General features: G+C 63.4%; 25 protein-coding genes and 2 tRNA genes. 11 read left to right on the top strand and 16 right to left on the bottom strand.

The features are described 5' to 3' along the window. Positions 1–28 precede the first annotated feature (28 nt). The 5 genes from FFS37_RS25540 to FFS37_RS25560 form a co-directional block, all read right to left on the bottom strand. Positions 29–1114: a glycosyltransferase family 4 protein gene (locus tag FFS37_RS25540; RefSeq protein WP_232375767.1), complete on the bottom strand. Its 1086-nt coding sequence runs from the start codon at positions 1112–1114 to the stop codon at positions 29–31. Positions 1115–1222: 108 nt separating this feature from the next. Then, positions 1223–2227 carry a glycosyltransferase family 4 protein gene (locus FFS37_RS25545; protein ID WP_232375768.1) on the bottom strand — a complete coding sequence of 335 codons (1005 nt, stop codon included), beginning with the start codon at positions 2225–2227 and terminating at the stop codon, positions 1223–1225. Positions 2228–2398: 171 nt separating this feature from the next. Continuing rightward, positions 2399–3187 carry a GGDEF domain-containing protein gene (locus tag FFS37_RS25550; RefSeq protein ID WP_137933745.1) on the bottom strand — a complete coding sequence of 263 codons (789 nt, stop codon included), beginning with the start codon at positions 3185–3187 and terminating at the stop codon, positions 2399–2401. 118 nt (positions 3188–3305) lie between these two features. Beyond that, positions 3306–4724, bottom strand: coding sequence for a sensor histidine kinase (locus FFS37_RS25555; protein ID WP_137933746.1), 1419 nt, complete (start codon positions 4722–4724; stop codon positions 3306–3308). Beyond that, the gene (locus FFS37_RS25560) at positions 4721–5386 is read right to left on the bottom strand and encodes a response regulator transcription factor (protein ID WP_137933747.1); all 666 of its coding nucleotides are present in this window, start codon (positions 5384–5386) and stop codon (positions 4721–4723) included. The genes FFS37_RS25555 and FFS37_RS25560 overlap by 4 nt, the downstream gene beginning before the upstream one ends. Positions 5387–5522: 136 nt before the next feature. Here FFS37_RS25560 and FFS37_RS25565 point away from each other — a divergent pair, with 136 nt between their 5' ends. Beyond that, positions 5523–6032 (top strand): hypothetical protein, encoded by a 510-nt coding sequence (locus FFS37_RS25565; RefSeq protein ID WP_137933748.1) that lies wholly within the window; start codon positions 5523–5525, stop codon positions 6030–6032. Between the two features lie 37 nt (positions 6033–6069). Further along, positions 6070–6414: a hypothetical protein gene (locus tag FFS37_RS25570; protein WP_137933749.1), complete on the top strand. Its 345-nt coding sequence runs from the start codon at positions 6070–6072 to the stop codon at positions 6412–6414. Positions 6415–6511: 97 nt separating this feature from the next. On the opposite strand, the gene FFS37_RS25575 is transcribed toward FFS37_RS25570, so the two are convergent. Both FFS37_RS25575 and FFS37_RS25580 read right to left on the bottom strand, forming a co-directional pair. Continuing rightward, on the bottom strand, positions 6512–6724 hold the full coding sequence (locus FFS37_RS25575; protein WP_137933750.1) for a hypothetical protein: 213 nt from the start codon (positions 6722–6724) through the stop codon (positions 6512–6514). A 266-nt stretch (positions 6725–6990) separates the two neighbouring features. After that, a tRNA-Pro gene (locus tag FFS37_RS25580) sits at positions 6991–7067 on the bottom strand. Between the two features lie 125 nt (positions 7068–7192). Here FFS37_RS25580 and FFS37_RS25585 point away from each other — a divergent pair. The 4 genes from FFS37_RS25585 to FFS37_RS25595 all read left to right on the top strand — a co-directional run bounded on the left by FFS37_RS25585 (position 7193) and on the right by FFS37_RS25595 (position 8172). Continuing rightward, a complete protein-coding gene (locus tag FFS37_RS25585) occupies positions 7193–7498 on the top strand; it encodes an ETC complex I subunit (RefSeq protein WP_115145427.1) in 306 nt (101 codons plus the stop codon). A gap of 44 nt (positions 7499–7542) precedes the next feature. Then, positions 7543–7619, top strand: a tRNA-Arg gene (locus FFS37_RS25590). 61 nt (positions 7620–7680) lie between these two features. After that, entirely contained in the window at positions 7681–7815 is a 135-nt protein-coding gene (locus FFS37_RS36490; RefSeq protein ID WP_269750918.1) for a hypothetical protein, read from the top strand. 81 nt (positions 7816–7896) lie between these two features. Next, positions 7897–8172 (top strand): hypothetical protein, encoded by a 276-nt coding sequence (locus tag FFS37_RS25595; protein WP_137933752.1) that lies wholly within the window; start codon positions 7897–7899, stop codon positions 8170–8172. A gap of 36 nt (positions 8173–8208) precedes the next feature. Here the strand turns inward: FFS37_RS25595 and hdaA are convergent, their stop codons facing one another. From hdaA to FFS37_RS25610, 3 genes are read right to left on the bottom strand one after another with little or no spacing between them, the layout of a single operon-like run. Beyond that, a complete protein-coding gene (hdaA, locus tag FFS37_RS25600) occupies positions 8209–8913 on the bottom strand; it encodes a DnaA regulatory inactivator HdaA (RefSeq protein WP_137933847.1) in 705 nt (234 codons plus the stop codon). 1 nt (position 8914) lies between these two features. Next, positions 8915–10090: an AI-2E family transporter gene (locus FFS37_RS25605; protein WP_137933753.1), complete on the bottom strand. Its 1176-nt coding sequence runs from the start codon at positions 10088–10090 to the stop codon at positions 8915–8917. Continuing rightward, positions 10062–10619 (bottom strand): CDP-alcohol phosphatidyltransferase family protein, encoded by a 558-nt coding sequence (locus tag FFS37_RS25610; protein ID WP_137933754.1) that lies wholly within the window; start codon positions 10617–10619, stop codon positions 10062–10064. Before FFS37_RS25610 ends, FFS37_RS25605 begins: the two co-directional genes overlap by 29 nt. 211 nt (positions 10620–10830) lie before the next feature. Here FFS37_RS25610 and purM point away from each other — a divergent pair, with 211 nt between their 5' ends. From purM to FFS37_RS25625, 3 genes are read left to right on the top strand one after another with little or no spacing between them, the layout of a single operon-like run. After that, complete coding sequence (purM, locus tag FFS37_RS25615; RefSeq protein ID WP_137933755.1) at positions 10831–11925, top strand: phosphoribosylformylglycinamidine cyclo-ligase; 1095 nt, start codon at positions 10831–10833, stop codon at positions 11923–11925. After that, positions 11922–12635 carry a phosphoribosylglycinamide formyltransferase gene (purN, locus tag FFS37_RS25620; protein ID WP_137933756.1) on the top strand — a complete coding sequence of 238 codons (714 nt, stop codon included), beginning with the start codon at positions 11922–11924 and terminating at the stop codon, positions 12633–12635. The genes purM and purN overlap by 4 nt, the downstream gene beginning before the upstream one ends. A 15-nt stretch (positions 12636–12650) precedes the next feature. Continuing rightward, complete coding sequence (locus FFS37_RS25625) at positions 12651–13160, top strand: SixA phosphatase family protein (RefSeq protein ID WP_137933757.1); 510 nt, start codon at positions 12651–12653, stop codon at positions 13158–13160. A gap of 10 nt (positions 13161–13170) precedes the next feature. Here FFS37_RS25625 and FFS37_RS25630 read toward each other — a convergent pair whose 3' ends face one another. The 4 genes from FFS37_RS25630 to FFS37_RS25645 all read right to left on the bottom strand — a co-directional run bounded on the left by FFS37_RS25630 (position 13171) and on the right by FFS37_RS25645 (position 14855). After that, positions 13171–13410 carry a DUF680 domain-containing protein gene (locus FFS37_RS25630; RefSeq protein WP_137933758.1) on the bottom strand — a complete coding sequence of 80 codons (240 nt, stop codon included), beginning with the start codon at positions 13408–13410 and terminating at the stop codon, positions 13171–13173. Positions 13411–13624: 214 nt separating this feature from the next. Continuing rightward, positions 13625–13858, bottom strand: coding sequence for a DUF680 domain-containing protein (locus FFS37_RS25635; RefSeq protein ID WP_137933759.1), 234 nt, complete (start codon positions 13856–13858; stop codon positions 13625–13627). A gap of 524 nt (positions 13859–14382) precedes the next feature. Next, positions 14383–14610 (bottom strand): DUF680 domain-containing protein, encoded by a 228-nt coding sequence (locus FFS37_RS25640; protein WP_137933760.1) that lies wholly within the window; start codon positions 14608–14610, stop codon positions 14383–14385. A gap of 44 nt (positions 14611–14654) precedes the next feature. Next, a complete protein-coding gene (locus FFS37_RS25645) occupies positions 14655–14855 on the bottom strand; it encodes a DUF680 domain-containing protein (protein ID WP_137933761.1) in 201 nt (66 codons plus the stop codon). A gap of 484 nt (positions 14856–15339) precedes the next feature. Here FFS37_RS25645 and FFS37_RS25650 point away from each other — a divergent pair, with 484 nt between their 5' ends. Continuing rightward, positions 15340–16017 (top strand): response regulator, encoded by a 678-nt coding sequence (locus tag FFS37_RS25650; protein ID WP_137933762.1) that lies wholly within the window; start codon positions 15340–15342, stop codon positions 16015–16017. Continuing rightward, positions 16014–17372, top strand: coding sequence for a sensor histidine kinase (locus tag FFS37_RS25655; protein ID WP_137933763.1), 1359 nt, complete (start codon positions 16014–16016; stop codon positions 17370–17372). The genes FFS37_RS25650 and FFS37_RS25655 overlap by 4 nt, the downstream gene beginning before the upstream one ends. 1 nt (position 17373) lies before the next feature. On the opposite strand, the gene FFS37_RS25660 is transcribed toward FFS37_RS25655, so the two are convergent. Together FFS37_RS25660 and FFS37_RS25665 are read right to left on the bottom strand one after the other, a co-directional pair. Beyond that, positions 17374–18252 carry an ABC transporter permease gene (locus FFS37_RS25660; protein ID WP_137933764.1) on the bottom strand — a complete coding sequence of 293 codons (879 nt, stop codon included), beginning with the start codon at positions 18250–18252 and terminating at the stop codon, positions 17374–17376. Positions 18253–18265: 13 nt separating this feature from the next. Beyond that, the gene (locus FFS37_RS25665) at positions 18266–19120 is read right to left on the bottom strand and encodes an ABC transporter ATP-binding protein (protein ID WP_137933765.1); all 855 of its coding nucleotides are present in this window, start codon (positions 19118–19120) and stop codon (positions 18266–18268) included. Positions 19121–19255 lie beyond the last annotated feature (135 nt).

The following is a 19255-nucleotide window of genomic DNA, read 5'->3' on the forward strand; positions in this document are numbered from 1 at the left end:
GATAAAAAGTCGTTCCGGGGCGGTATCGCTAACGCCGGTAGAAATCCAGGCGCTGCCGCAACGCCTGCGGCGAAAAAAGCACCTCGACCGTCTGCCGTGCCTTGCTGCCCACCCTCGACCGCAGCTCAGGATCAGCCTTCAGCCTGGCGAGTATCTCAACGGCCTCTCCCGTCGTGTCGAACAGAAAGCCATTCTCGCCATGCCTGATATGGTCCACGTAGCCGCCATGCGAATGACAGACCACCGGCAAACCGCAGGCCATCGCTTCGAACACCACGCGGCCAAACGTTTCCACATGCGAACCGGTTCGATAATAGAACACGTCCAGCGTCGGCAGGAACTCTTCGGCCGCAAGATGGCCCACCGGCAAAAGTTCGAGTCGTGGATGCGGTTCCAGTCTGTCGCCAAGCCGCGTGCCGCCCTGAATCCTGACCGCGGAGCCATCCGCCAGCAGTGCCTCATAGAGCGGCATGTCGTCGACATGGTGCTTGTCGGGCGTATCGCGGCTTATCCGCCCCACGGTGAACGGACCACCCGGTCTTGTCCGCCTTGGCGAGAAACGCCCGATATCGATCGGAGACGGATGCACGACGCCGTCGGCTCGCAGCATGCGTTTCTGAAAGTCGGAGACGAAGATCAGTTCGGCCGCCGGCCAACCCAGTGTCCGGGGCATACTCGTCGTCAGCGCCATGACCTTGGGGTGAAAAGTGCTGAAATCGTAGATGAGCCGGCGCGGGCGCGCAATCAGGTACGGCCACATCTTGTTTCGCCAGTGCGCGCCGATGAAGACATAAGTGCCGCCATCCGGAACCTGCCGCGTCATCGGGGAGATGGGGCTGATGGGAAATTGCCGCATCAATTCATCCGCGGCTCGTGACGATGCCGCCCAAAGACGCGCCTCAGCCTCGGCGCCTAGCAGCCGATACAATTCGAGGGTCTTCAGTTCACTGCCACCAAATGGATCTTGAAAGCCATTGAACAGGTGGATCATGCGCCGCCGCGCCCGCCCGGCTTGGCCATTGCCTGCCCCTATAACCTTGGTCCCTCTACCAGCAAGCGGATCGGGACGCCCCAACAAGGTCACAGAAATAGGAGGGTCGAGGCAAATGGCCATAGTCGCGCGAACGAATTCATTCACATTTTATGACCAATGTATCGGCGCGCCGCGAGCGAGCCCTGCCGCCCGCCGGCGCTGGAGGGTTGGACTGCGGAGCGCCGCCAGCTAGCGCCGGTAGAAATCCAGCCGGTCCAGCTGGGCTTGCGGCGAAAACAGCGCCTCGACGGATTGCCGCGCCTTCTGGCCCACCACCGCCCTGAGGGCCGGATCGGCCTTCAGCATGGCCAGGATCTGAGCCGCCTGCCCTGTCGTTTCGAACAGGTAACCATTCTCACCATGCCGGATGTGGTCGGCGTAGCCGCCGTGCGAATGACAGACCACGGGCAAACCGCAGGCCATCGCCTCGAACACCACGCGGCCGAATGTCTCCACATGCGAACCGGTGCGATAGTAAAAGACGTCGAGCGTCGGCAGGAAATCCTCTGCGGCGAATTGGCCCTGCGGCAGGAGTTCAAGCCGCGGGCGCGGCGCAAGCCGGTCCTTCAGCGGCATCCCGCCCTGGATGCGGATGGCCGTGCCATCGGCCAGCAGTGCCTCATAGAGCGCCAAATCGTCCGGATGATGCTTGTCCGGCGTATCCCGGCTCAGCCGACCTACCGTGAACGGACCATCGGGCAGCGCCGGACAGGGTTTGAAGCGATCGAGATCGATCGGCGACGGATGCACGGCGCCTTCGACCCCAAGCATGCGTCTTTGAAAATCGGAGATCAGCACCAGCTCGGCATCGGGCCAGCTCAGCAGGCGCGGCATGCGCGTCGTCAGGCCGAGCACCTTCGGATGGAAGGTGTTGAAGACATAGACCAGCCGGCGCGGCCGCGCGATCAGGTAAGGCCACAGCTTGTTGCGCCAATGCGCGCCAAGAAAGACGTACGTGCCTCCATCCGGCACGATACGCCTTGCCGGCGAGACGAGATGAATCGGAAACTGACGCGTCAGTTCGCTGGACATGCGCGAAGATGTCGACCACAGACGCACCCGCGAGCCGCCATCCAACAGCCGGTACAGTTCCAGCGTTTCACGCTCGCTGCCGCCAAACGGGTTCTGAAAACCGTTGAACAAATGGATCATGTTTGCTGCGCTTGGCTTTGCCTGGGCCGTTTGGTCATTCATGCGTCGGCACCAGAAAGGCCGCAGCTTCACCAGCGGCGGGGACTGTCGAGGACTGTGGGCGTCAGGAACGTTTCCTGTAGTATGCTTAGACTACTTGCACGGAGGAAGCACGCCGGCAAGAAAGCGTCAAGCAACCTTTGCAAGATTAGCCGCTATCCGCTGACAGCGCGCTTAGTGCACGGTGGCGGCGCCCGGCTGAGGCAGCGGAGCAGCCTCCGCCGGATCGAAGCTGACCTGATCGCGCCCATTCGACTTGGCGGCATAAAGCCGTCTGTCGGCGGCGGAGAATATCGCCTCATAGGTGGTTGGACCGCTGAAGCTGATGCCGCCGATGCTGACGGAAAGCGGGCAGGAACGGCCACCCGGAGAAAACTCCATTTCACGGATGCGCCGGCGGATGCTCTCTGCGACCAGCCAGGATTGCGAGGGTTCGACGCCGGGTAGAAACACGCCGAACTCTTCGCCGCCGATACGGCCGACTATATCGACGCCGCGCAGTTGCCCCTTGATGGCCTGCGCGATCAGCTTGAGCGCCTGATCGCCGCTGTCATGGCCCAGGCGGTCGTTGATCGACTTGAAATGGTCCGCGTCGATGATCAGCAACGCGCCGGAGCGGGTCTGCTCCTGCTTGCGTGTCTGCTCGAGATAAGCCTCGACCAGCATGGAGAAAGCGCCGCGGTTCAGAACCGCCGTCAGGCTGTCTGTCGCGGCAACGATGCTGAGATCGCGCTGGGCTATTGCCAGCTGGCGGATCTTCCACATGAGAAAGAACAGAAACGAACCGCCCAGCACCAGCGGAAGAAGCAGGTCGGTCAGCTCGGCGCGCCGGACGGCCTCGACCGATAGATAGGGAAAATTGAACGAATCAACGAAAAACGCGACGGCGATGAAGAATGCCGTGCCCGCGACGGTAACGGCGACCACCCTGCCCCAGCTCGTTGGTGACAGGTCGAGCTTCATTCGGTTGCACTCCGTTGGCCGCATCTACTATGGCGTGCCAACGCAAACAAAATGATAAGACTTTCCTTTCAATTCGAGGGTCGACAGGTCTTGCGCCAGGGGAAGCATCGCCTCGGGATCAGCGGCTCCGCGGCAAGACCACCCTTGCCCGCAGGCCGCCGGCGGGCGCGCGCGACAGACCGAGACTTCCGCCATAAAGTTCCACGAGTTCAGCGGCGATCGGCAAGCCGAAGCCGTGACCAGGCGTCGCCTCGTCGATGCGGTGTCCCGGCCGCATCACCTCCGGCATCGCCGTGGCGTCGAGACCGAGACCGTCATCATCGATGTCGATGACCACGCGGCCATCGTCTGTGTTTGCCGAAACGGTGACGCGCAAGCGCGCCCATTTGCAGGCATTGTCGAGCAGGTTGCCGAGGATCTCGTCGAAGTCCTGCGTCTCGATTGCGACCGCGACGTCGGGGGCCGCCGAAACGTCGAAGGCCAAGCCGCGCTCGCGGTGGATATTGGCCATCATGCCAGTGAGGTCGGAGAGCCTTGCGGCGACGTTGGTGCTGGCACGGGCGGGGCCGGCCAGCGCCGCGGCCCGGGCGCGGGCCAGATGATGGCGGATCAGCCGCTCCATCAATTCGAGCTGGTCGCGCATTGCGTCGAGACTCGGGACGGCGACGGCGCGAGCCATGGCACCAGCCGGTCGCTTCTCCAGTGCCAGGCCAAGCGCCGCGAGCGGTGTCTTCAGACCATGCGCCAGGTTGGCGACATGACGCCTGGCGCGTGCCAGCCCCTCGGCATTGTCGGCCAGCAGACTGTTGACCTCCTCGACCAACGGCAGGATTTCGCTGGGCTGGTCGGTGGAGATCGCGCTGCGCCTGCCCGCGCGGATATCGGCCAGCCCGGCGCGCAGGTTGGTGAGCGGGCGCAAGCCGAGCCGCACCTGTGCCAGCATGGCGCCGACCAGCAGAAACCCCAGCACCGCCAGTGCCAGCGCCAGCGGCAGCAGCGCATCGCGCAGCGGCCCGTATATTGCGCGATAAGGCGCGGTCGCGGCCACTGTCACGGTCTCCGCCCTGATCGGCACATCGAGGATGCGCCAATGCAAGGGCTGGCCATCGGCATCCCCGCCATCCGCCGACCTTGGGTGGCCGAGCGAACGCAGCGCCCCGAACCATTCCGGCAAGCCGGGGAGATTGCCGAAACGACCGGAATGGACCGGCGGCAGTTGCATGGCGGCGTGGCCGGCAAGCGAGGCTGAAACAATTTCGCCATCCGGCCCGACCACCTGCCACGCCCAGCCCGAGCCCGGTCGGTCGAAAGGCGGCCCGTTCAACGCCGTAGTAACCGTAAGCCTGCCGTTGCCGTCGCGTTGCACGGCAGCCGCTATCGCAAAAATCTGGCTATCCAGCCGCTGGTCGATCTGGCCGATGACGAAGCGCTGCAGAATCAAGGCGATGGCGATGCCAGCCAGCAGAAGTGCCGCGACAATGGCGACAACCGCCGCCAGCCTCAGCCTTCCCGCCAGCGAACGCGGGATCAGTCTCATGTCGAACCCGCGGTCAGCCGGTAGCCGAGACCGCGCACCGTCTCGATATGCTGGTGGCCGATCTTGCGGCGCAGCCTGGCGACGATCACTTCAAGCGAGTTGGAATCGACCTCGGCGTCACCATCATAGACGCGGTCGAGCAAATCGGTGCGCGTCACCACGATCTCCTTGCGCAGCATCAGGCTGGACAGCACGCGCCATTCCAGCCCGGTTAGTTTCAGCGGCAGACCATCGAGTTCGAAAGTGCCGAGTTGTGCGTCGAAAATCAGCGGGCCGCAGGCAATTTTGGTCTGGGCGTGACCAGCCGACCTGCGCACCAGAGCCCGCAGGCGCATGATCAGCTCTTCGGTCCGGAACGGCTTGGTCAGATAGTCGTCGGCGCCAGCCTTGAAGCCTTCGACCTTTTCAGACCAGCCGTCGCGCGCCGTCAGGATCAGCACCGGCAGATTGCGCCCCGCCGCGCGCCAGGCCTTGAGCACAGCCTTGCCTTCGACCCTTGGCAGACCAAGATCGAGAACGGCGACGTCATACGTGCCGGTGTCGCCAAGATGCTGGCCATCCTCGCCGTTGCGAGCAATGTCGACAACGAAATTCTCGCCGCGCAGCGCTTCACCCAACTGGCTGGCGATCGATCCGTCGTCCTCGACGAGCAGCACCTTCATTGCATTGGTTTTCCCTACCTGGACGCCGGCTCGTAGGCCCGCGGGCTTAACTGAAGCTGAACGGCCCGGTTCAGGCTCGGTTCCTGTCATCCCGCTAGAACGGCTGCCATTCCATCTCAACAGAAAGGTGACCACGATGATCGACACCCCAGAAACCACCAGCACCGCGACAGCGGCCGGACCACAGGCCACAGAACGCCGACGGCCCTACCTGACCAGCCTGTTCGCCGCCGGATTGATCGCCGTCGGTCTGGTTGCCGGCGGCGCCGTCACGATGCTTGCAGCGCCACGCGAAAGCGTCGTGCTGATGCAACCGACGAGCATCGCCGCGCTTTCGCCCTACAGCGTCGTCGCCGTCAAAGGCAAAGTCGCCGAGATCTTCGGCAACAGGTTCGTCATCGACGACGGCAGCGGCCGTGCGCTGGTCGAAACCGGCCGGCGCGGTGAAGGCGGCAAGCTGGTCGCCGCCGGCGAGACGCTGACGGTGCAGGGCCATTTCGACGACGGGTTCATCCATGGTGACCTGCTCGTCCATGCCGACGGCCACGCCGAGAGCCTGCGCCCACCGAGGCCTGGTCCGCGCGGTCTGCTCGACCGGATGCACGGACCCGATGTCGACACGGTCGCTCCGGGAGCGCCCGGCTAACCCTTTACCCCCGCCCTCAAAGATGAAGGAAAAAGACATGAAGAAACTTGTCCTGGCAGGCCTTGCCCTGACCTTGATGGCCTCGGCTGCCTTTGCTCAAGCCGATGCGCCGCCTCCGCCACCGCCGGCCGCAACCGGTTCCGCGGCTTCCGACAATGCGCCACCGCCTCCGCCGGGCCCGGACAGCATGCGCGACCGTCACGGACCGCCGCATGGCCGCGAAGCCGGCCCACCGCCACCGCCGCCTTCGAAGGCAGCCCATTTTCGGCTGCGGCGCGGCGACGTCGAGATCGACGTCAAATGCGCTGACGACGAGACCATGAAGGCCTGCGCCGACACGGCTTCGCAGTTGATCGACAAACTGGCGACTTTACCGCGTTAGAGTTGCGCGAAAGCGCCAAAGGACGGCCGCCCGAGAGGCGGCCGTTCGGATTCCGAAGTTTGAAGGTTGGGACGTCTGGCCGATGGGCCGGTCGCCGTCAGTTGGGCTCACCCGGCACGTTGACGACAAAGGATGCTGCGATCAGGTCGTCAGCATCAAGGCGTAGACAGCCTTCGCCCCCAATGATCGAAGCCACTTTCTGAAAGGTCTTCATCTCGTATTCGGTAATGCTGGCATCCTGCATTCTGGCCTTGAGTTCGGCGATACGTCGCCCCAAGGCAGGGGACGTTCCGATTTCACGTTTCGACATGGCCTGGCTTCTCCTCCCCCAACCCGCGCTCTTGTTTTGCCCCACCCATTCGCCAACCGCCTTTTATGAGGTCTGACGAATACAAGGGCCGCAACGTATGGTCCGGGCTATGGTTCCCGCCTGAAGGATCACGAAATAATTCCGGTGCGCCGGCGCCGATAGGCGCAAGCCCCCCTCATTACGCGGGTGTCGCGGACAATCAAATGCCGAGAGCGTTGCGCAACTTTCGCCGCGGGGACGCTTCTGTCGCGTGGCATATGAGAGGATGGTCGGAGTGGAGAGATTCGAACTCCCGACCCTCTGGTCCCAAACCAGATGCGCTACCAGCCTGCGCTACACTCCGAACGGTCTGTTGCCTATTCATTTCGGTGTTACATGGCAAGTGCAAAAACCTTGCCGTGGTCCGCATTGCGCAGTAATGACGGGCGAAGGGGTGGCGATGCTGCCTTGCACAATAACGAGGTGGCCATGTCCGCGCGCATTTTCAGCCCAGCCAAAACCGCGATGCAGTCCGGCAAGGCCAAGACTGGTCACTGGGTGCTGGAATTCGATCCGGAGATGCGCAAGAAAATCGATCCCCTGATGGGCTACACCACCTCGGGAGACATGAAGAGCCAGATCAGGCTCACCTTCGACACGCGGGAAGAGGCCGTGGCCTACGCCGAAAAGGAAGGGCTTGCCTTCCGTGTCGAGGAACCGAAAGAGACCAAGCGTCGCCAGATTTCCTATGCGGAGAATTTCCGCTATGACCGCAGGACGCCTTGGACGCATTGATCGGCGGCCAGCGCCAAGTTCCAGCCGGCCGGTGGCCGGCCAGCGGTCCCGTAGCTCAGCTGGATAGAGCACCGGCCTTCTAAGCCGATGGTCACAGGTTCGAATCCTGTCGGGATCGCCAATAATTTACGCTCCGGTCTCGGCCGGCGACTTCATGTTCCGTGCCGCATCTCGAAGCCAATATGAGCACGACGGAGGAGTTGTGGTGGCTGGCTTGTCGCACTCCCGAGAACATCGTGATCAATCTGCCCGATGTCGACGACGCCCAACTCGCCGGCTATCGGCGCCGCGCGGCCGAATTGTCGGAGAAGAGTTGATTCCCGTATCCGCGTTTCACCATTTCTAGCTCGCATCCGTCGCCATTGCAGGCTTACACTCGCGCAAATGGGGGAAGGCCGATGCTTGGGATCGATGCATGGGTGTCGCTGTTCGGGCCAGCCTATTTTGCCTATGCCGGCGTGACAGTTCCCTACATGGTGGCCTGGGCGATCGCCTGTGCCGCCCTGGCGATGTGGAACAATCGCGAGAGCCGCCGACACGCAAGGCAGGGCACAGTCACCTCACGCTCCTGGCCCGCGAGCATCGGGATTTTCGTGCTGGTCGCGGCCTGCTACATCGCCGCGCATTCAGCCATCTACCTGCTGGTTCGGCATTTCGCCAGATTGTGGCTTTGAGGTCGCTCCCGGCCTGGAGCCGCCCTAGGCAGCGCCCTAAACTTCGAACTCGCCCTGCCCCTCATCCATGGCGCTGACGGTCTCGGCGGCGAGCGAACGCGTGATCGGCATCTTGCGCTCGAGCGCGGTGCGATCGAGCCGCTCGACGACCCGCATGGCCGTGGCCAGAGAGCGTTCGATGCGCCGCACCAGATATTGCACGACATGCGGTTCGACCTCGACCTGCCGGTCGGCGAACAATTTGGTGATGACGCCGGCGAGCAGGAGATCGTCCGGTTCATGGATCTCGACAGTCGCCGCCGCCTTCAGCCGCGAAGCAAGGTCGGGGAGCGAAACACCCCATGCGGAGGGAAAGCGCCGTGCCGTCAGAAGCAAGGCGGAACCGGCGCCACGCACGGCATTGATCAGATGGAACAGGCCCTGTTCATCGATCGGCCCGGTATCGATGTCGTCGATCAGCGCCGGCCGCGGCCCAAGCCCGGCGATGCTGTCGCCAATGCGCCCCCTGCCAACCGCCACCGCATTGGCGCGTGCACGCCAGATCGAGGCCAGATGCGTCTTGCCGGAACCGGCGGGGCCGGCAAGCACCACCACCGGCGATGGCCAGTCCGGCCAGCGATCAACGAGCGCCGCGGCCTGACTGTTGGTGCCGGAGACGACAAGCTCGTCGCGTGAATAGCCGGTGCCATGGCCGAGGTCGAGCGGCAGCTGGCGCGGAGGGTCGCTACGCTGGGCAGTCATTTCAGCGACGCGGCTGTGATCGATGGCCTCCGCCGCGATCAGCCGGCAAAGGCGGAGCCGCTTCGCCATGGCCCTTGTAGAGCGGCGATTCGAGATAACGGGCAATGGCAAATCGCACCAGCACCGCGACCGCGGCCGAGGCCGGCACCGCGATCAGCAGGCCGACAAACCCAAACAGCGCGCCGAAGGCGAACAGCGCGAACATCAACCACACAGGATGCAAGCCGACGCTCTTGCCGACCAGCCTGGGCTGCAGGATGTTGCCCTCGATGAACTGGCCAACGAAGAACACGCAGGCCACCGCCACGATCATCGTCCAGTCCGGCCAGAACTGGACGAAGGCGACACCGACGGCGAGCACCAGGCCCGTCAGCGACCCGACGTAGGGAATGAAGGAGATCAGGCCGGCAAAGAAGCCGATCAGGATGGCGAAGTTCAACCCGGTGACCGTGAGGCCCGTGGCATACATGGCGCCAAGCACCAGACACAGCGTGCCCTGACCGCGCACGAAACCGGCGGTTGCGGTGTTGATGTCGCGCGCAAGCGCCCGCACGGTCTCGACATAGTCCCGCGGCACCCAGCTGTCGACGGTGGCCACCATACGATCCCAGTCGAGCAACATGTAGAAGGCGACGACCGGCGTGACGACGAACAGGCTGACCACCGAGACCAGAGCCACGCCCGAACTCCAGATCGAGGTGAAGACGGTGGTGAGGAGGCTGAAGCCGGAGGTCAGCAGCGAATTCAGCCCGTCACGCAGGCCGCCGGCATTGACGCCGAAGCGCTGCTCCAGCCATTTCGGGTCGAAGCTGGTGATCAGCGACTGCAACCGGGTGAGATATTCGGGCAGCTTGCGGCCGAAATCGGCCATCTGCGTCGCCAGCACCGGCACCAGGATGACGAAAGCCAGCACCACGATGACGATGAAGGCGATCAGGATGACCACCGTGGCCATCAGCCTGGAGAGGCCGAGCCGCTGCAGCCAGTCGGCGACCGGGTCGAGGAAATAAGCGAGCACCATGCCGGCGACGAACGGCAAGAGGATGCCCGAGAAGACATAGAGGAACAAGGCCAGCAGGACGGCCGAAATCAGCCAGAACGCAAGCTGGCGGCGGAACGCGGTGGTGGCCGTCGCCGTCCAGCCTTCGTCAGGTGTCTGTCGTGGAGCTTTCGCCATAGCCGTTCATATGTCTCAGCCAAGCCACGAGATAGGCCGCGGCCGAAGCCACGGTCAAGACCCCGGACAGTAATATGAGGGCCGGCCGTAGCGGGTCGAGATGGATGGCAAAGGCCAGTTCGCCAAGCACCACCGCCGCCAGCACGATCTGGACGGCGGTGTTGGCCTTCGACACGAACAGCGGCTTCACCTCGACCGGATGGGCCATCACCGTCGACAACAGGACCGCGCAGACGATCAGCGCGTCGCGCGACACCATGGTGACGACCAGCCACAGCGGCAACTGGCCGATGAAGCCCATGACGACAAACACCGAAACCAGAAGCAGCTTGTCGGCCATCGGATCGAGATAGGCACCGAGCCTGGACTGCTGGTCGTAGCGGCGCGCGATATAACCATCGACGCCATCCGACACACCGGCGACGACGAAGCCGGCGAAAGCCCAGTCCCAACGCGCCTGCAGCATGGCCAGCACCACGGCGGGCACCAGGACCAGCCGCAGGATGGTAATCAGGTTGGGGATGGTCAAAGCATTGTCCCGCCATGTCCGTTTCGGGATAGATGAGCAGGACAGAGAGCTGAAACAAGGGACGAGCCGGCCCTTTGCCCGTGTATGAGCGCCATGGCTTGCGCCGCGCTATCCACGCTTTTGTCGGCCCAAACACCGACCGGCTCCGCCGTTATCCTTGCAGGCCGAAACCATTCATGCGAAGAGCCCGCAAACGAGCAGGAAAATTGCGATGAGCAAGCGCGACACAAGCCAGCACAAAACGGCCGAGCGCACGAACGGGCTCACTTATGCCGAGGCCGGTGTCGATATCGATGCCGGCAATCTCATGGTCGAGAAGATCAAGCCGCTGGTGCGTGCCACCCGCCGGCCGGGCGCCGACGGGGAGATCGGCGGCTTCGGCGGACTGTTCGACCTCAAGGCGGCCGGCTTCACAGATCCGGTACTGGTCGCTGCCAATGACGGTGTCGGCACCAAGCTCAAGATCGCCATCGACGCCGGCAAGCATGACACGATCGGCATCGATCTGGTCGCCATGTGCGTCAACGACATCGTCGTGCAAGGCGCCGAACCGCTGTTCTTCCTCGATTATTTCGCGACCGGCAAGCTCGACCCGGACCAGGGCGCGTCGATCGTTGGCGGCATCGCCGAGGGTTGCCGGCAGGCCGGCTGCGCGCTGATCGGCGGCGAGACGGCTGAAATGCCGGGTATGTACCATGGCAACGACTATGACCTTGCCGGCTTTGCCGTGGGCGCGGCCGAACGCGGCCAGCTTCTGCCCACCGACGACATCGTCGAGGGTGATGTGCTGCTTGGCCTCGCCTCTTCCGGCGTGCACTCGAACGGCTTCTCGCTGGTGCGCCGTATCGTGGCGGCGAGCGGGCTGGCATGGACGGATCCCGCGCCATTCAACGATCAGGCGACGCTGGCCGAGGCACTGCTCGAGCCGACGCGCATCTATGTCAAGTCGATCCTCAAGGCGATCCGCAACACGCATGGCATCAAGGCGCTGGCTCACATCACCGGTGGCGGCTTCCCGGAAAACATTCCGCGCGTGCTGCCCAAGGATTTCTCGGCCGAGCTCGATCTGCAGGCCATCGACGTGCCGCCGGTGTTCTCGTGGCTGGCCAAGACTGGCGGCGTGGCGCCGGAAGAGATGATGCGCACTTTCAACTGCGGCATCGGCATGATCCTGGTGGTCGCTTCGGGCCAAGCAGCGCAGGTTGCCGCGGTTCTGCAGGAAGCCGGCGAGACGGTGACGCCGATCGGCCGCATCGTGCCGCGCCGCGACACCGGCGTCATCTACAGGGGCTCGATCGGCCTATGAGCACCCCGAGGAAACGCACCGTCGTTCTGATCTCGGGGCGCGGCTCCAACATGACCGCGCTGATCGCGGCGGCCAGCGATCCGGCCTTCCCGGCCGAGATCGTCGGCGTGATTTCCGACAAGGCGGATGCCGCCGGCCTCGGCGTCGCCAGGGCGCGCGGCATCGCCACGCAGGTCATCGCCCGCGCCGATCATGGCAGCAAGCAGGCGCATGATGCGGCGATCGACGCCGCGCTCGCTACGTTCAATGCCGAGATCGTGGCGCTGGCCGGATACATGCGCATCCTCACCTCCGGCTTCGTCCAGAAATGGCAGGGCCGCATGATCAATATCCACCCCGCCCTGCTGCCGGCCTTCAAGGGCCTCGACACCCATGCGCGGGCGCTTGCCGGCGGCATGCGCATCCATGGCTGCACGGTTCACTTTGTCACGCCCGAGATGGATGACGGGCCGATCATCGCCCAGGCGGCCGTGCCGGTGATGATCGGCGACAATGCCGATACACTCGCTGCCCGGGTGCTGAAAGCCGAGCACCGGCTCTATCCGCTGGCGCTGGGGCTGGTCGCCGAAGGCAAGGCTCGCATGGAAGCCGGCCGGACGGTGCTTGCCCATTTCGCCGACGATGCCGACAACGGCACGTCGGTGGTGATGGCGCCCGACCCGCTGCGCGAGGAAGCCGATCTCGAGCACCTGGCGCGTATTACACCCTGAGCAGAAAGCGCGGCGATGAAACAGCTTCTTCTGCTTCGCCACGCCAAGTCGAGCTGGGACGACCCCGACCTCGACGATTTCGACCGGCCGCTTGCCGAACGCGGCGTGAAAGCCGCCCGATTGATGGGGCGTGAGCTCGCCGCCCGCGACTGGCTGCCGGACCTCGCGCTGGTATCGCCGGCGCGGCGTACCGTTGACACCTGGGGGCTGGTGGCCGCGGAACTGCAGGTGCATCCAAGGATCGCTCTCGCCGAGCCACTCTATGATGCCTTGCCGCAGGATATTCTGGCCCAGATCCGCAGGGCCGACCCCTCAAGCGGTTGCCTCGTGGTGGTCGGCCACAATCCGGGCCTGCAGGAATTGGCCAAGCTGCTGGCCGGCCAAGGCTCGGAGACAAAGGCGCACAAGCGGCTCGAGGAAAAGTTCCCGACGGCAGCCGTTGCGCGCTTTGTCTTCGAGGGTGATTGGTCCGGCCTGTCTTCCGCCAGGCTCACTCACTGCTTGCGTCCGAAGGACCTGGGCTAGACTCGAGGCCTCAATTGCCCCAATTGCCCTGGCCGGGTTCGGGCCATTCGGTGCTGGTGTTGGTCTTGGAAACAACGGCCTTGTGCTTGGCCATGTCGGTGGCCTTCACCGCGCCGGTGACCGCATGATCGACGCCGGTGGCGGGAGCCGCGGGCTGGTTTGCATTGTCCGAGCCAAAGTGGTCGCTGCCGGCAAAAGCACTGCCGGTCGCAATGAGAATGGCGGCGATCGCGAGAGGAATCCTGTTCATTTCAATCTCCTGGTTCATCCGTTGGGCGGCGTCTTGGGAGGACGGTTCCGCTGAGGACAAGACCTGAAGCGGCCTGGTTTTATTCCTGAACCCGAAATTTTTTTGCCGACTGCGAAGCTCGGCTGGCGAACCGGGGCAACGGTTTGGCCCCTCCCAAAAGACAAGAGCGGCGGGTCAAGCCCGCCGCTCTTTGTCGTTGGGGCATCCGCATGGATCAGTTGCCCCAATTGCCCTGGCCGGATTCCGGCTGGTTGGAATCAGGCGTCAGCTTGAAGCCATGGTGCTCGACCGGCTTGCGGATCGAAGCGGTGTAGCCGTGATCGATATTGCCCGCGGGCGCGGTGATGGCCGGCTGGTTGGCACCGTCCGATTCAAAATGGTCGCTGCCGGCGAAAGCGGTGCCCGTGGCAACGAGGATGGCGGCGGCGGTAAGAGCGATCTTGGTCATTTTGGTTACTCCAGTTTTTAGTCCTGTCCGTCTAGTGGCGTGCCCTTGGGAGGAATTTCGCGTCGCTCGGACAATTCGGAAATGGGTCGTTGGTTTGCCGACTTCCAATCACGAACTTGTTCCCTCACGGCGCGATTTCAAAACCTTGAAGCGCAGTGGCGAACCCGCGTAACCGGCTCTTTATTAAATAATATCATATAGTTATTAGATTAATCACGGAGAGTAACATAGTGTTTCAGAGCTCTTCCGCCCGCCTCACCCCTCACGGCTCTTCAACATTAATTGAACCGATCGGTTCGATTTCGGCAAGCACACCGGCTGACACCTCGGGTGGGTAACCGCATAGCGGCTAGTCATCAGCGGAATGGCCGTGGTGATATCGTGGAGCGAACGCTGTTTTTCGTGTGAGATGCTTGCTGTGAGCGCGTCGGCATGCCGACGCTTCCGGCTCAAAACCTCTGCTCAAAAAACAAGAGCGGCGGGCCAAGCCCACCGCTCTTTGTAGTCATGCGAGGTCGAAGGAATTAGCGGCCCCAGATACCCTGGCCCGACTGAGCCGGCACCTTGGCATTGGCATCAGCCTGCGTCTTCTCGGACTTCAGGATCGAGCCGGTGTGGAGGGTGTCGACATTGGAAGTGGACTGGCTGACAACCGGCTGGTTGGCGTTGTCCGAGCCAAAGTGGTCGCTGCCGGCAAAAGCGGTGCCCGTGGCGACGAGGATGGCGGCGGCGGTAAGAGCGATCTTGGTCATTTTAAATACTCCTGAATTGAAGGTTGGTTGACGAGCAGTCGCGATTAGCGGCCGAAGAGGTTGCGGTCAGCGCCCTGCTGGGCCTGGACGGTCGCAGCGGTCGACTTGGAGATCGAAGCGGTCACCGTATGATCGACGGCGGCGGCGGGCTGATTGGCATTGTTGGAGCCGAAGTTGTCGCTGCCGGCGAAAGCGGTGCCCGTGGCAACGAGGATGGCCGCGGCGGTAAGAGCGATCTTGGTCATTTTGGTTACTCCAGTTTTTGGTCCTGTCCGTCTAGTGGCGTGCCCTTGGGAGGAATTTCGCGTCGCTCGGACCACCTCGAAATAGGAGTGGCAGTTTGCGATTTCCAGAGGCGTCGGTTTTGCTCAACTTCATTATATTATGAACAATGCATATTGCATTGCAGCAAGTTTGGCACTTTTTATGCAATAATTTCATGGCTTTACCTATTGTGCCAGATCTGCAAAAGGGGCCTTATCAGACGTCATTGTTCACTATATGCGATACAATCTGTCAACCAGAACCGAACCGTTCGGTTCGATTTGACGCTGAAATCGGCTTGATATGTCCTGTCGCTGAGGGCTCATGGGCGAGACCAGACCGCATTTATCTTGCGTTGACCTCGATACTGTCGCTCATTCAACGCAGATCATCGGGTGCCACGGCCCTTCAAGCCCGGGCGATCCGTTGGAAGAACCTCGGATGGGATCCGGAGCTGCCGTAGACATGCGACTGCTGCTTGTTGAGGACAATCGCGAACTGGCCGACTGGCTGGGCAAGACCTTGCGCCAGGCGAACTACGTGGTCGACATTGTCCATCACGGCGAGGATGTCGAGCATGCGCTGGCGGCTGGCGACCATGCGCTCGTGATCCTTGATCTTGCGCTGCCGCGGATGAGCGGGCTGGAGGTGCTGCGTTGGCTCAGGGCACGCGGCAACGCGGTGCCGGTGATCGTGCTGACCGCCAACGCCAGCCTGGATGGCCGGGTCAAGGGTCTCAACGAAGGCGCGGACGACTATCTCGCCAAACCGTTCCAGGTCGAGGAACTCGAAGCGCGTATCCGCGTACAACTGCGCCGCGCGAACGACCGCACAGCACCGGTGATCACCTGCGGCGATCTCGTTTTCGACACCAATACAAGGCTGTTCTCGCTCTCCGGCCAGACGCTTGCGCTGACGCCGCGCGAACATGCCGTGCTCGAGCAACTGGTGGTCAAGGCCGGACGCACGGTGAGCAAGGCGGCGCTGTCGGCGGCGATCTACGATTTCGAGACCGATGCCGATCCCAGTGCCATCGAGATTTATGTCCATCGCGTGCGCAAGAAACTGGAAGGGTCACGCGTCCAGATCGCCACCTTGCGCGGCCTCGGCTATTTGCTGCGTTTTGACGACCTGGCGCCATGAGGATCAATAGTCTTCGCCTGCAGCTCCTGGCCTGGGTCGTGCTGCCGCTGGCCGGGCTGGCGACCATCAATCTGTGGACCAGCCAGCGCAACGCGCTCGCGACCGCCGACCTGGTGACGGACAGGATGTTGGTCGGCTCGGCGCGCGCCATCGCCGAACGGGTCGCCATGGCCGACGGCGCGCTCGACGCCACGATCCCGCCGGCGGCGATCGAGATGTTCGACACCGGCGACCGCGACAGCGTCTACTACCGCGTCGAAACCGCTGGCGGGCGGCTGTTGACCGGCTATCCCGACCTGCCCAAGGCGCCGCAGCATGAAAACATCGGGGCGAGTTATCGCGGCCATCCGTTGCGGCTACTCACCCTTGGCCATCCGGTAATCGGTGCCGGGGAGGATTCACCGATCAGCGTCACCGTAGGCGTGACCTTGGCGGGCCATGATGCGATGGTGAAGCGATTGTGGCTCAGCGCCTTTGCCCAGCAGCTGGCGCTGGTGGCGATCGCCGGCGTGTTCGTGCTGCTTGGGCTTCACCGCGGCCTGGCGCCCTTGATCCGGTTGCGTGATGCAGTGCGTTCGGCGGACCGAAACGAACTCGGCGCCATCGAGGTTTCCGGCGCCCAGAGCGAAATCCGTCCACTGATCGATGCGCTGAACGCCTACAGGGAGCGCGTGCGGGCACAGATGGCGGCACAGCGGCGTTTCATCGCCAATGCGGCGCACCAATTGCGCACGCCTCTCGCATTGCTGTCGACCCAGGCAAGCTATGCACTTCGGGAGAATGCCGCCGACCAGCGCAGGGAAGCACTTGTGGCCTTGCAGGCCAGTTCCGGGCGGCTGGCACGGCTGGCCGAACAGCTTCTGACCCTGTCCCGGGCGGAGCCAGGCAGCCGGCGGCCGCGCGCCGACCGCATCGACCTGACGGAAGCCGCCCTTCACGTCCTCGAAACGCAGATGCCGGCGGCGATCAACCGCAAGATCGATCTCGGCCTCGACGAGGACGGTCCGGTGCCAGTGATCGGCGACGGCACGATGCTGCGAGAGATGATCGTCAACCTTGTCGACAATGCGGTGCGGTACTCAAGGGCTGGCGGCAGCGTCACGGTCACGCTGTCGGCCATTGATGGAGAAGCGATCCTGACCGTCATCGATGACGGGCCCGGCATCCCCTCAGACGAGCGCGAGCATGTGCTGGAGCGGTTCTACCGGATCGCCGGTTCCGCCGAGGAGGGCTCCGGGCTCGGGCTCGCCATCGTGCGCGAAGTGGCCGAAACCGCCGGCGGCCGCGTCACGCTGGGCGATGGCGCGGCCGGTGGCCTGGCGGTCGAGGTGCGGTTGCCTTTGGCGCTGCCTTAGGTCAGGTGCCCTGCTCGCTGAACGGTGCGGGGCGCCATTTCACCACATAGTTCTCGAAGCGGGTGATGATGAACTCCACCACCAGCGCCATGACCGCGAGAATGATCATGGCGGCGAACACGCCGTTGGCGTTGAAGGCGCCCTGCGCGGTGGAGATCAACAGCCCCATGCCTTGCTTGGCGCCAAGGAATTCGCCGACCACGGCACCCACCAGCGCGAAGCCAAAACTGACATGCAGGCTGGCCAGAATCCAGCTCATCGCCGAGGGGATGATGACCGTGGTGGTGATCTGCCACGGCGAAGCGCCAAGAATCTGGGCGTTGGCGATCATCGCCCTGTCGGCCTCGCGCACGCCCTGGAAGGCATTGGCGAAGACGACGAAGAACACCATCACCACGGCGAGCGCCACTTTTGAAGCCATGCCGAGGCCAAGGGCGATGATGAAGACGGAGCCCAGCACGACGCGCGGGACCGAATTGGCGATCTTGATGTAGATCGAGAAGACATCGGCCAAGAGCCGGTTGCGGCCGAGGATGATGCCGGCGGCAATGCCGCCGAGCGCGCCGATGACGAAGCCGAGGAAAGTCTCTTCCAGCGTCACGTAGATCTGCAACCAGAGCGGCCCCTGCGAGGTTCCCTCGGTGACCCACGACCATATCTGCTCCCATATTCCCGAGGGGCTGGAGAAGAAGAACGGATCGATAAAATTGTAATCCGCGCCAAGCTCCCACAAGGCCAGGAAGACGACGAGGATGGCGAGCCGCAGGCCGATCACCAAGGCATAGCGCCGCCGCAGGCGAGCCCTCGCCCGGGCCTCGGCGACAGCGATCGAGGTTTCGCGCTGGGCGCCCTTGTCGGCCGCCGGAGAAATGGCTGTCATGTCGATTCTCCTCTCAATGGCCGGTCTGCATGGCGCGGCTCTGGCCGAGCTGCACCTCTTCGCGCAAATCGTTCCAGATGACCTTGGCGATCTCGATGAAGTTCGGATCGTATCGTATGTCCGCCATCACGCGCGGGCGCGGCAGGTCGATGCGGTAGACGCTCTTGACCGTCCCAGGGCCTGCGGTCAGCACATAGACCTTGTCGGCCAGCGCCACCGCTTCTTCCAGGTCATGCGTGACGAAGACGACGGAGGATTTCTGCTCCGACCACAGCTCAAGCAGTTCGTCCTGCATGGCGGTGCGGGTCTGCATGTCCAGCGCGCTGAACGGCTCGTCCATCAGCAGGATCTTGGGTTGGTTGATGAAGGTCTGGGCGAGCGCCACGCGCTTGCGCATGCCGCCCGAAAGCTGGTGGGGATAGTGCTTCTCGAAACGGGCAAGGCCGACGCGGGCGATCCAGTCGCGTGCCCGATCGAGAGCTTCGGCCCTCGGCGTACCGCGATAGAGCGGCCCGGCGGCGACATTGTCGATGACGCTGCGCCAGGGAAAGAGTGCATCCGCCTGGAAGACGAAGCCGATGTCCCGGCTGATCCCGGTCACCGGATTGCCCATGACGCGCACATTGCCTGTCGTCGGCCGCAGCAGCCCGGTGGCCAGGTTGAGCGTCGTCGACTTGCCGCAGCCGGTCGGCCCGACGACGCAAGCAAACTCGCCGCGCGCCACCGACATGGTGAAATCGCGGATCGCCGTCATCATGTGGCCGTCCGGCGTGACGAAGCGCAGAGTGACGTCGTCTATGGCGATGGCAGCATCGGTCGGCGGCGCGGCCGGAGACAGCTTCTGCGCCGCCATGGTTTGCAGTTGCATGGCACACTCCTGTAGCGATGATGCGGAATGCCCGCGGGCTGAGCTCATGGGCTCGCCGCGCATCGGCGTCCGCGAAGGCGCCGCTGCCGAATTGATTCAGACAGCCGACGCAAGTCGTTGAATTTAAAAGGCGGA

The organism is Mesorhizobium comanense (assembly GCF_005503535.1).
Lineage (GTDB): Bacteria > Pseudomonadota > Alphaproteobacteria > Rhizobiales > Rhizobiaceae > Mesorhizobium > Mesorhizobium comanense.

What these genes read in the sequence shown, in the direction of transcription:
- purN (WP_137933756.1), top strand. Translation starts at nt 11,922, where the DNA reads ATGAGCACCCCGAGGAAACGCACCGTCGTTCTGATCTCGGGGCGCGGC.
- purM (WP_137933755.1), top strand. Translation starts at nt 10,831, where the DNA reads ATGAGCAAGCGCGACACAAGCCAGCACAAAACGGCCGAGCGCACGAAC.
- FFS37_RS25545 (WP_232375768.1), bottom strand. Translation starts at nt 2,227, where the DNA reads ATGAATGACCAAACGGCCCAGGCAAAGCCAAGCGCAGCAAACATGATC.
- FFS37_RS25635 (WP_137933759.1), bottom strand. Translation starts at nt 13,858, where the DNA reads ATGACCAAGATCGCTCTTACCGCCGCCGCCATCCTCGTTGCCACGGGC.
- FFS37_RS25645 (WP_137933761.1), bottom strand. Translation starts at nt 14,855, where the DNA reads ATGACCAAGATCGCTCTTACCGCCGCGGCCATCCTCGTTGCCACGGGC.
- FFS37_RS25655 (WP_137933763.1), top strand. Translation starts at nt 16,014, where the DNA reads ATGAGGATCAATAGTCTTCGCCTGCAGCTCCTGGCCTGGGTCGTGCTG.
- FFS37_RS25570 (WP_137933749.1), top strand. Translation starts at nt 6,070, where the DNA reads ATGAAGAAACTTGTCCTGGCAGGCCTTGCCCTGACCTTGATGGCCTCG.
- FFS37_RS25575 (WP_137933750.1), bottom strand. Translation starts at nt 6,724, where the DNA reads ATGTCGAAACGTGAAATCGGAACGTCCCCTGCCTTGGGGCGACGTATC.
- FFS37_RS25565 (WP_137933748.1), top strand. Translation starts at nt 5,523, where the DNA reads ATGATCGACACCCCAGAAACCACCAGCACCGCGACAGCGGCCGGACCA.
- FFS37_RS25640 (WP_137933760.1), bottom strand. Translation starts at nt 14,610, where the DNA reads ATGACCAAGATCGCTCTTACCGCCGCCGCCATCCTCGTCGCCACGGGC.
- FFS37_RS25605 (WP_137933753.1), bottom strand. Translation starts at nt 10,090, where the DNA reads ATGGCGAAAGCTCCACGACAGACACCTGACGAAGGCTGGACGGCGACG.
- hdaA (WP_137933847.1), bottom strand. Translation starts at nt 8,913, where the DNA reads ATGACTGCCCAGCGTAGCGACCCTCCGCGCCAGCTGCCGCTCGACCTC.
- FFS37_RS25650 (WP_137933762.1), top strand. Translation starts at nt 15,340, where the DNA reads ATGCGACTGCTGCTTGTTGAGGACAATCGCGAACTGGCCGACTGGCTG.
- FFS37_RS25555 (WP_137933746.1), bottom strand. Translation starts at nt 4,724, where the DNA reads ATGAGACTGATCCCGCGTTCGCTGGCGGGAAGGCTGAGGCTGGCGGCG.
- FFS37_RS25630 (WP_137933758.1), bottom strand. Translation starts at nt 13,410, where the DNA reads ATGAACAGGATTCCTCTCGCGATCGCCGCCATTCTCATTGCGACCGGC.
- FFS37_RS25550 (WP_137933745.1), bottom strand. Translation starts at nt 3,187, where the DNA reads ATGAAGCTCGACCTGTCACCAACGAGCTGGGGCAGGGTGGTCGCCGTT.
- FFS37_RS25660 (WP_137933764.1), bottom strand. Translation starts at nt 18,252, where the DNA reads ATGACAGCCATTTCTCCGGCGGCCGACAAGGGCGCCCAGCGCGAAACC.
- FFS37_RS25585 (WP_115145427.1), top strand. Translation starts at nt 7,193, where the DNA reads ATGTCCGCGCGCATTTTCAGCCCAGCCAAAACCGCGATGCAGTCCGGC.
- FFS37_RS25665 (WP_137933765.1), bottom strand. Translation starts at nt 19,120, where the DNA reads ATGCAACTGCAAACCATGGCGGCGCAGAAGCTGTCTCCGGCCGCGCCG.
- FFS37_RS25625 (WP_137933757.1), top strand. Translation starts at nt 12,651, where the DNA reads ATGAAACAGCTTCTTCTGCTTCGCCACGCCAAGTCGAGCTGGGACGAC.
- FFS37_RS25540 (WP_232375767.1), bottom strand. Translation starts at nt 1,114, where the DNA reads ATGGCCATTTGCCTCGACCCTCCTATTTCTGTGACCTTGTTGGGGCGT.
- FFS37_RS36490 (WP_269750918.1), top strand. Translation starts at nt 7,681, where the DNA reads ATGAGCACGACGGAGGAGTTGTGGTGGCTGGCTTGTCGCACTCCCGAG.
- FFS37_RS25560 (WP_137933747.1), bottom strand. Translation starts at nt 5,386, where the DNA reads ATGAAGGTGCTGCTCGTCGAGGACGACGGATCGATCGCCAGCCAGTTG.
- FFS37_RS25595 (WP_137933752.1), top strand. Translation starts at nt 7,897, where the DNA reads ATGCTTGGGATCGATGCATGGGTGTCGCTGTTCGGGCCAGCCTATTTT.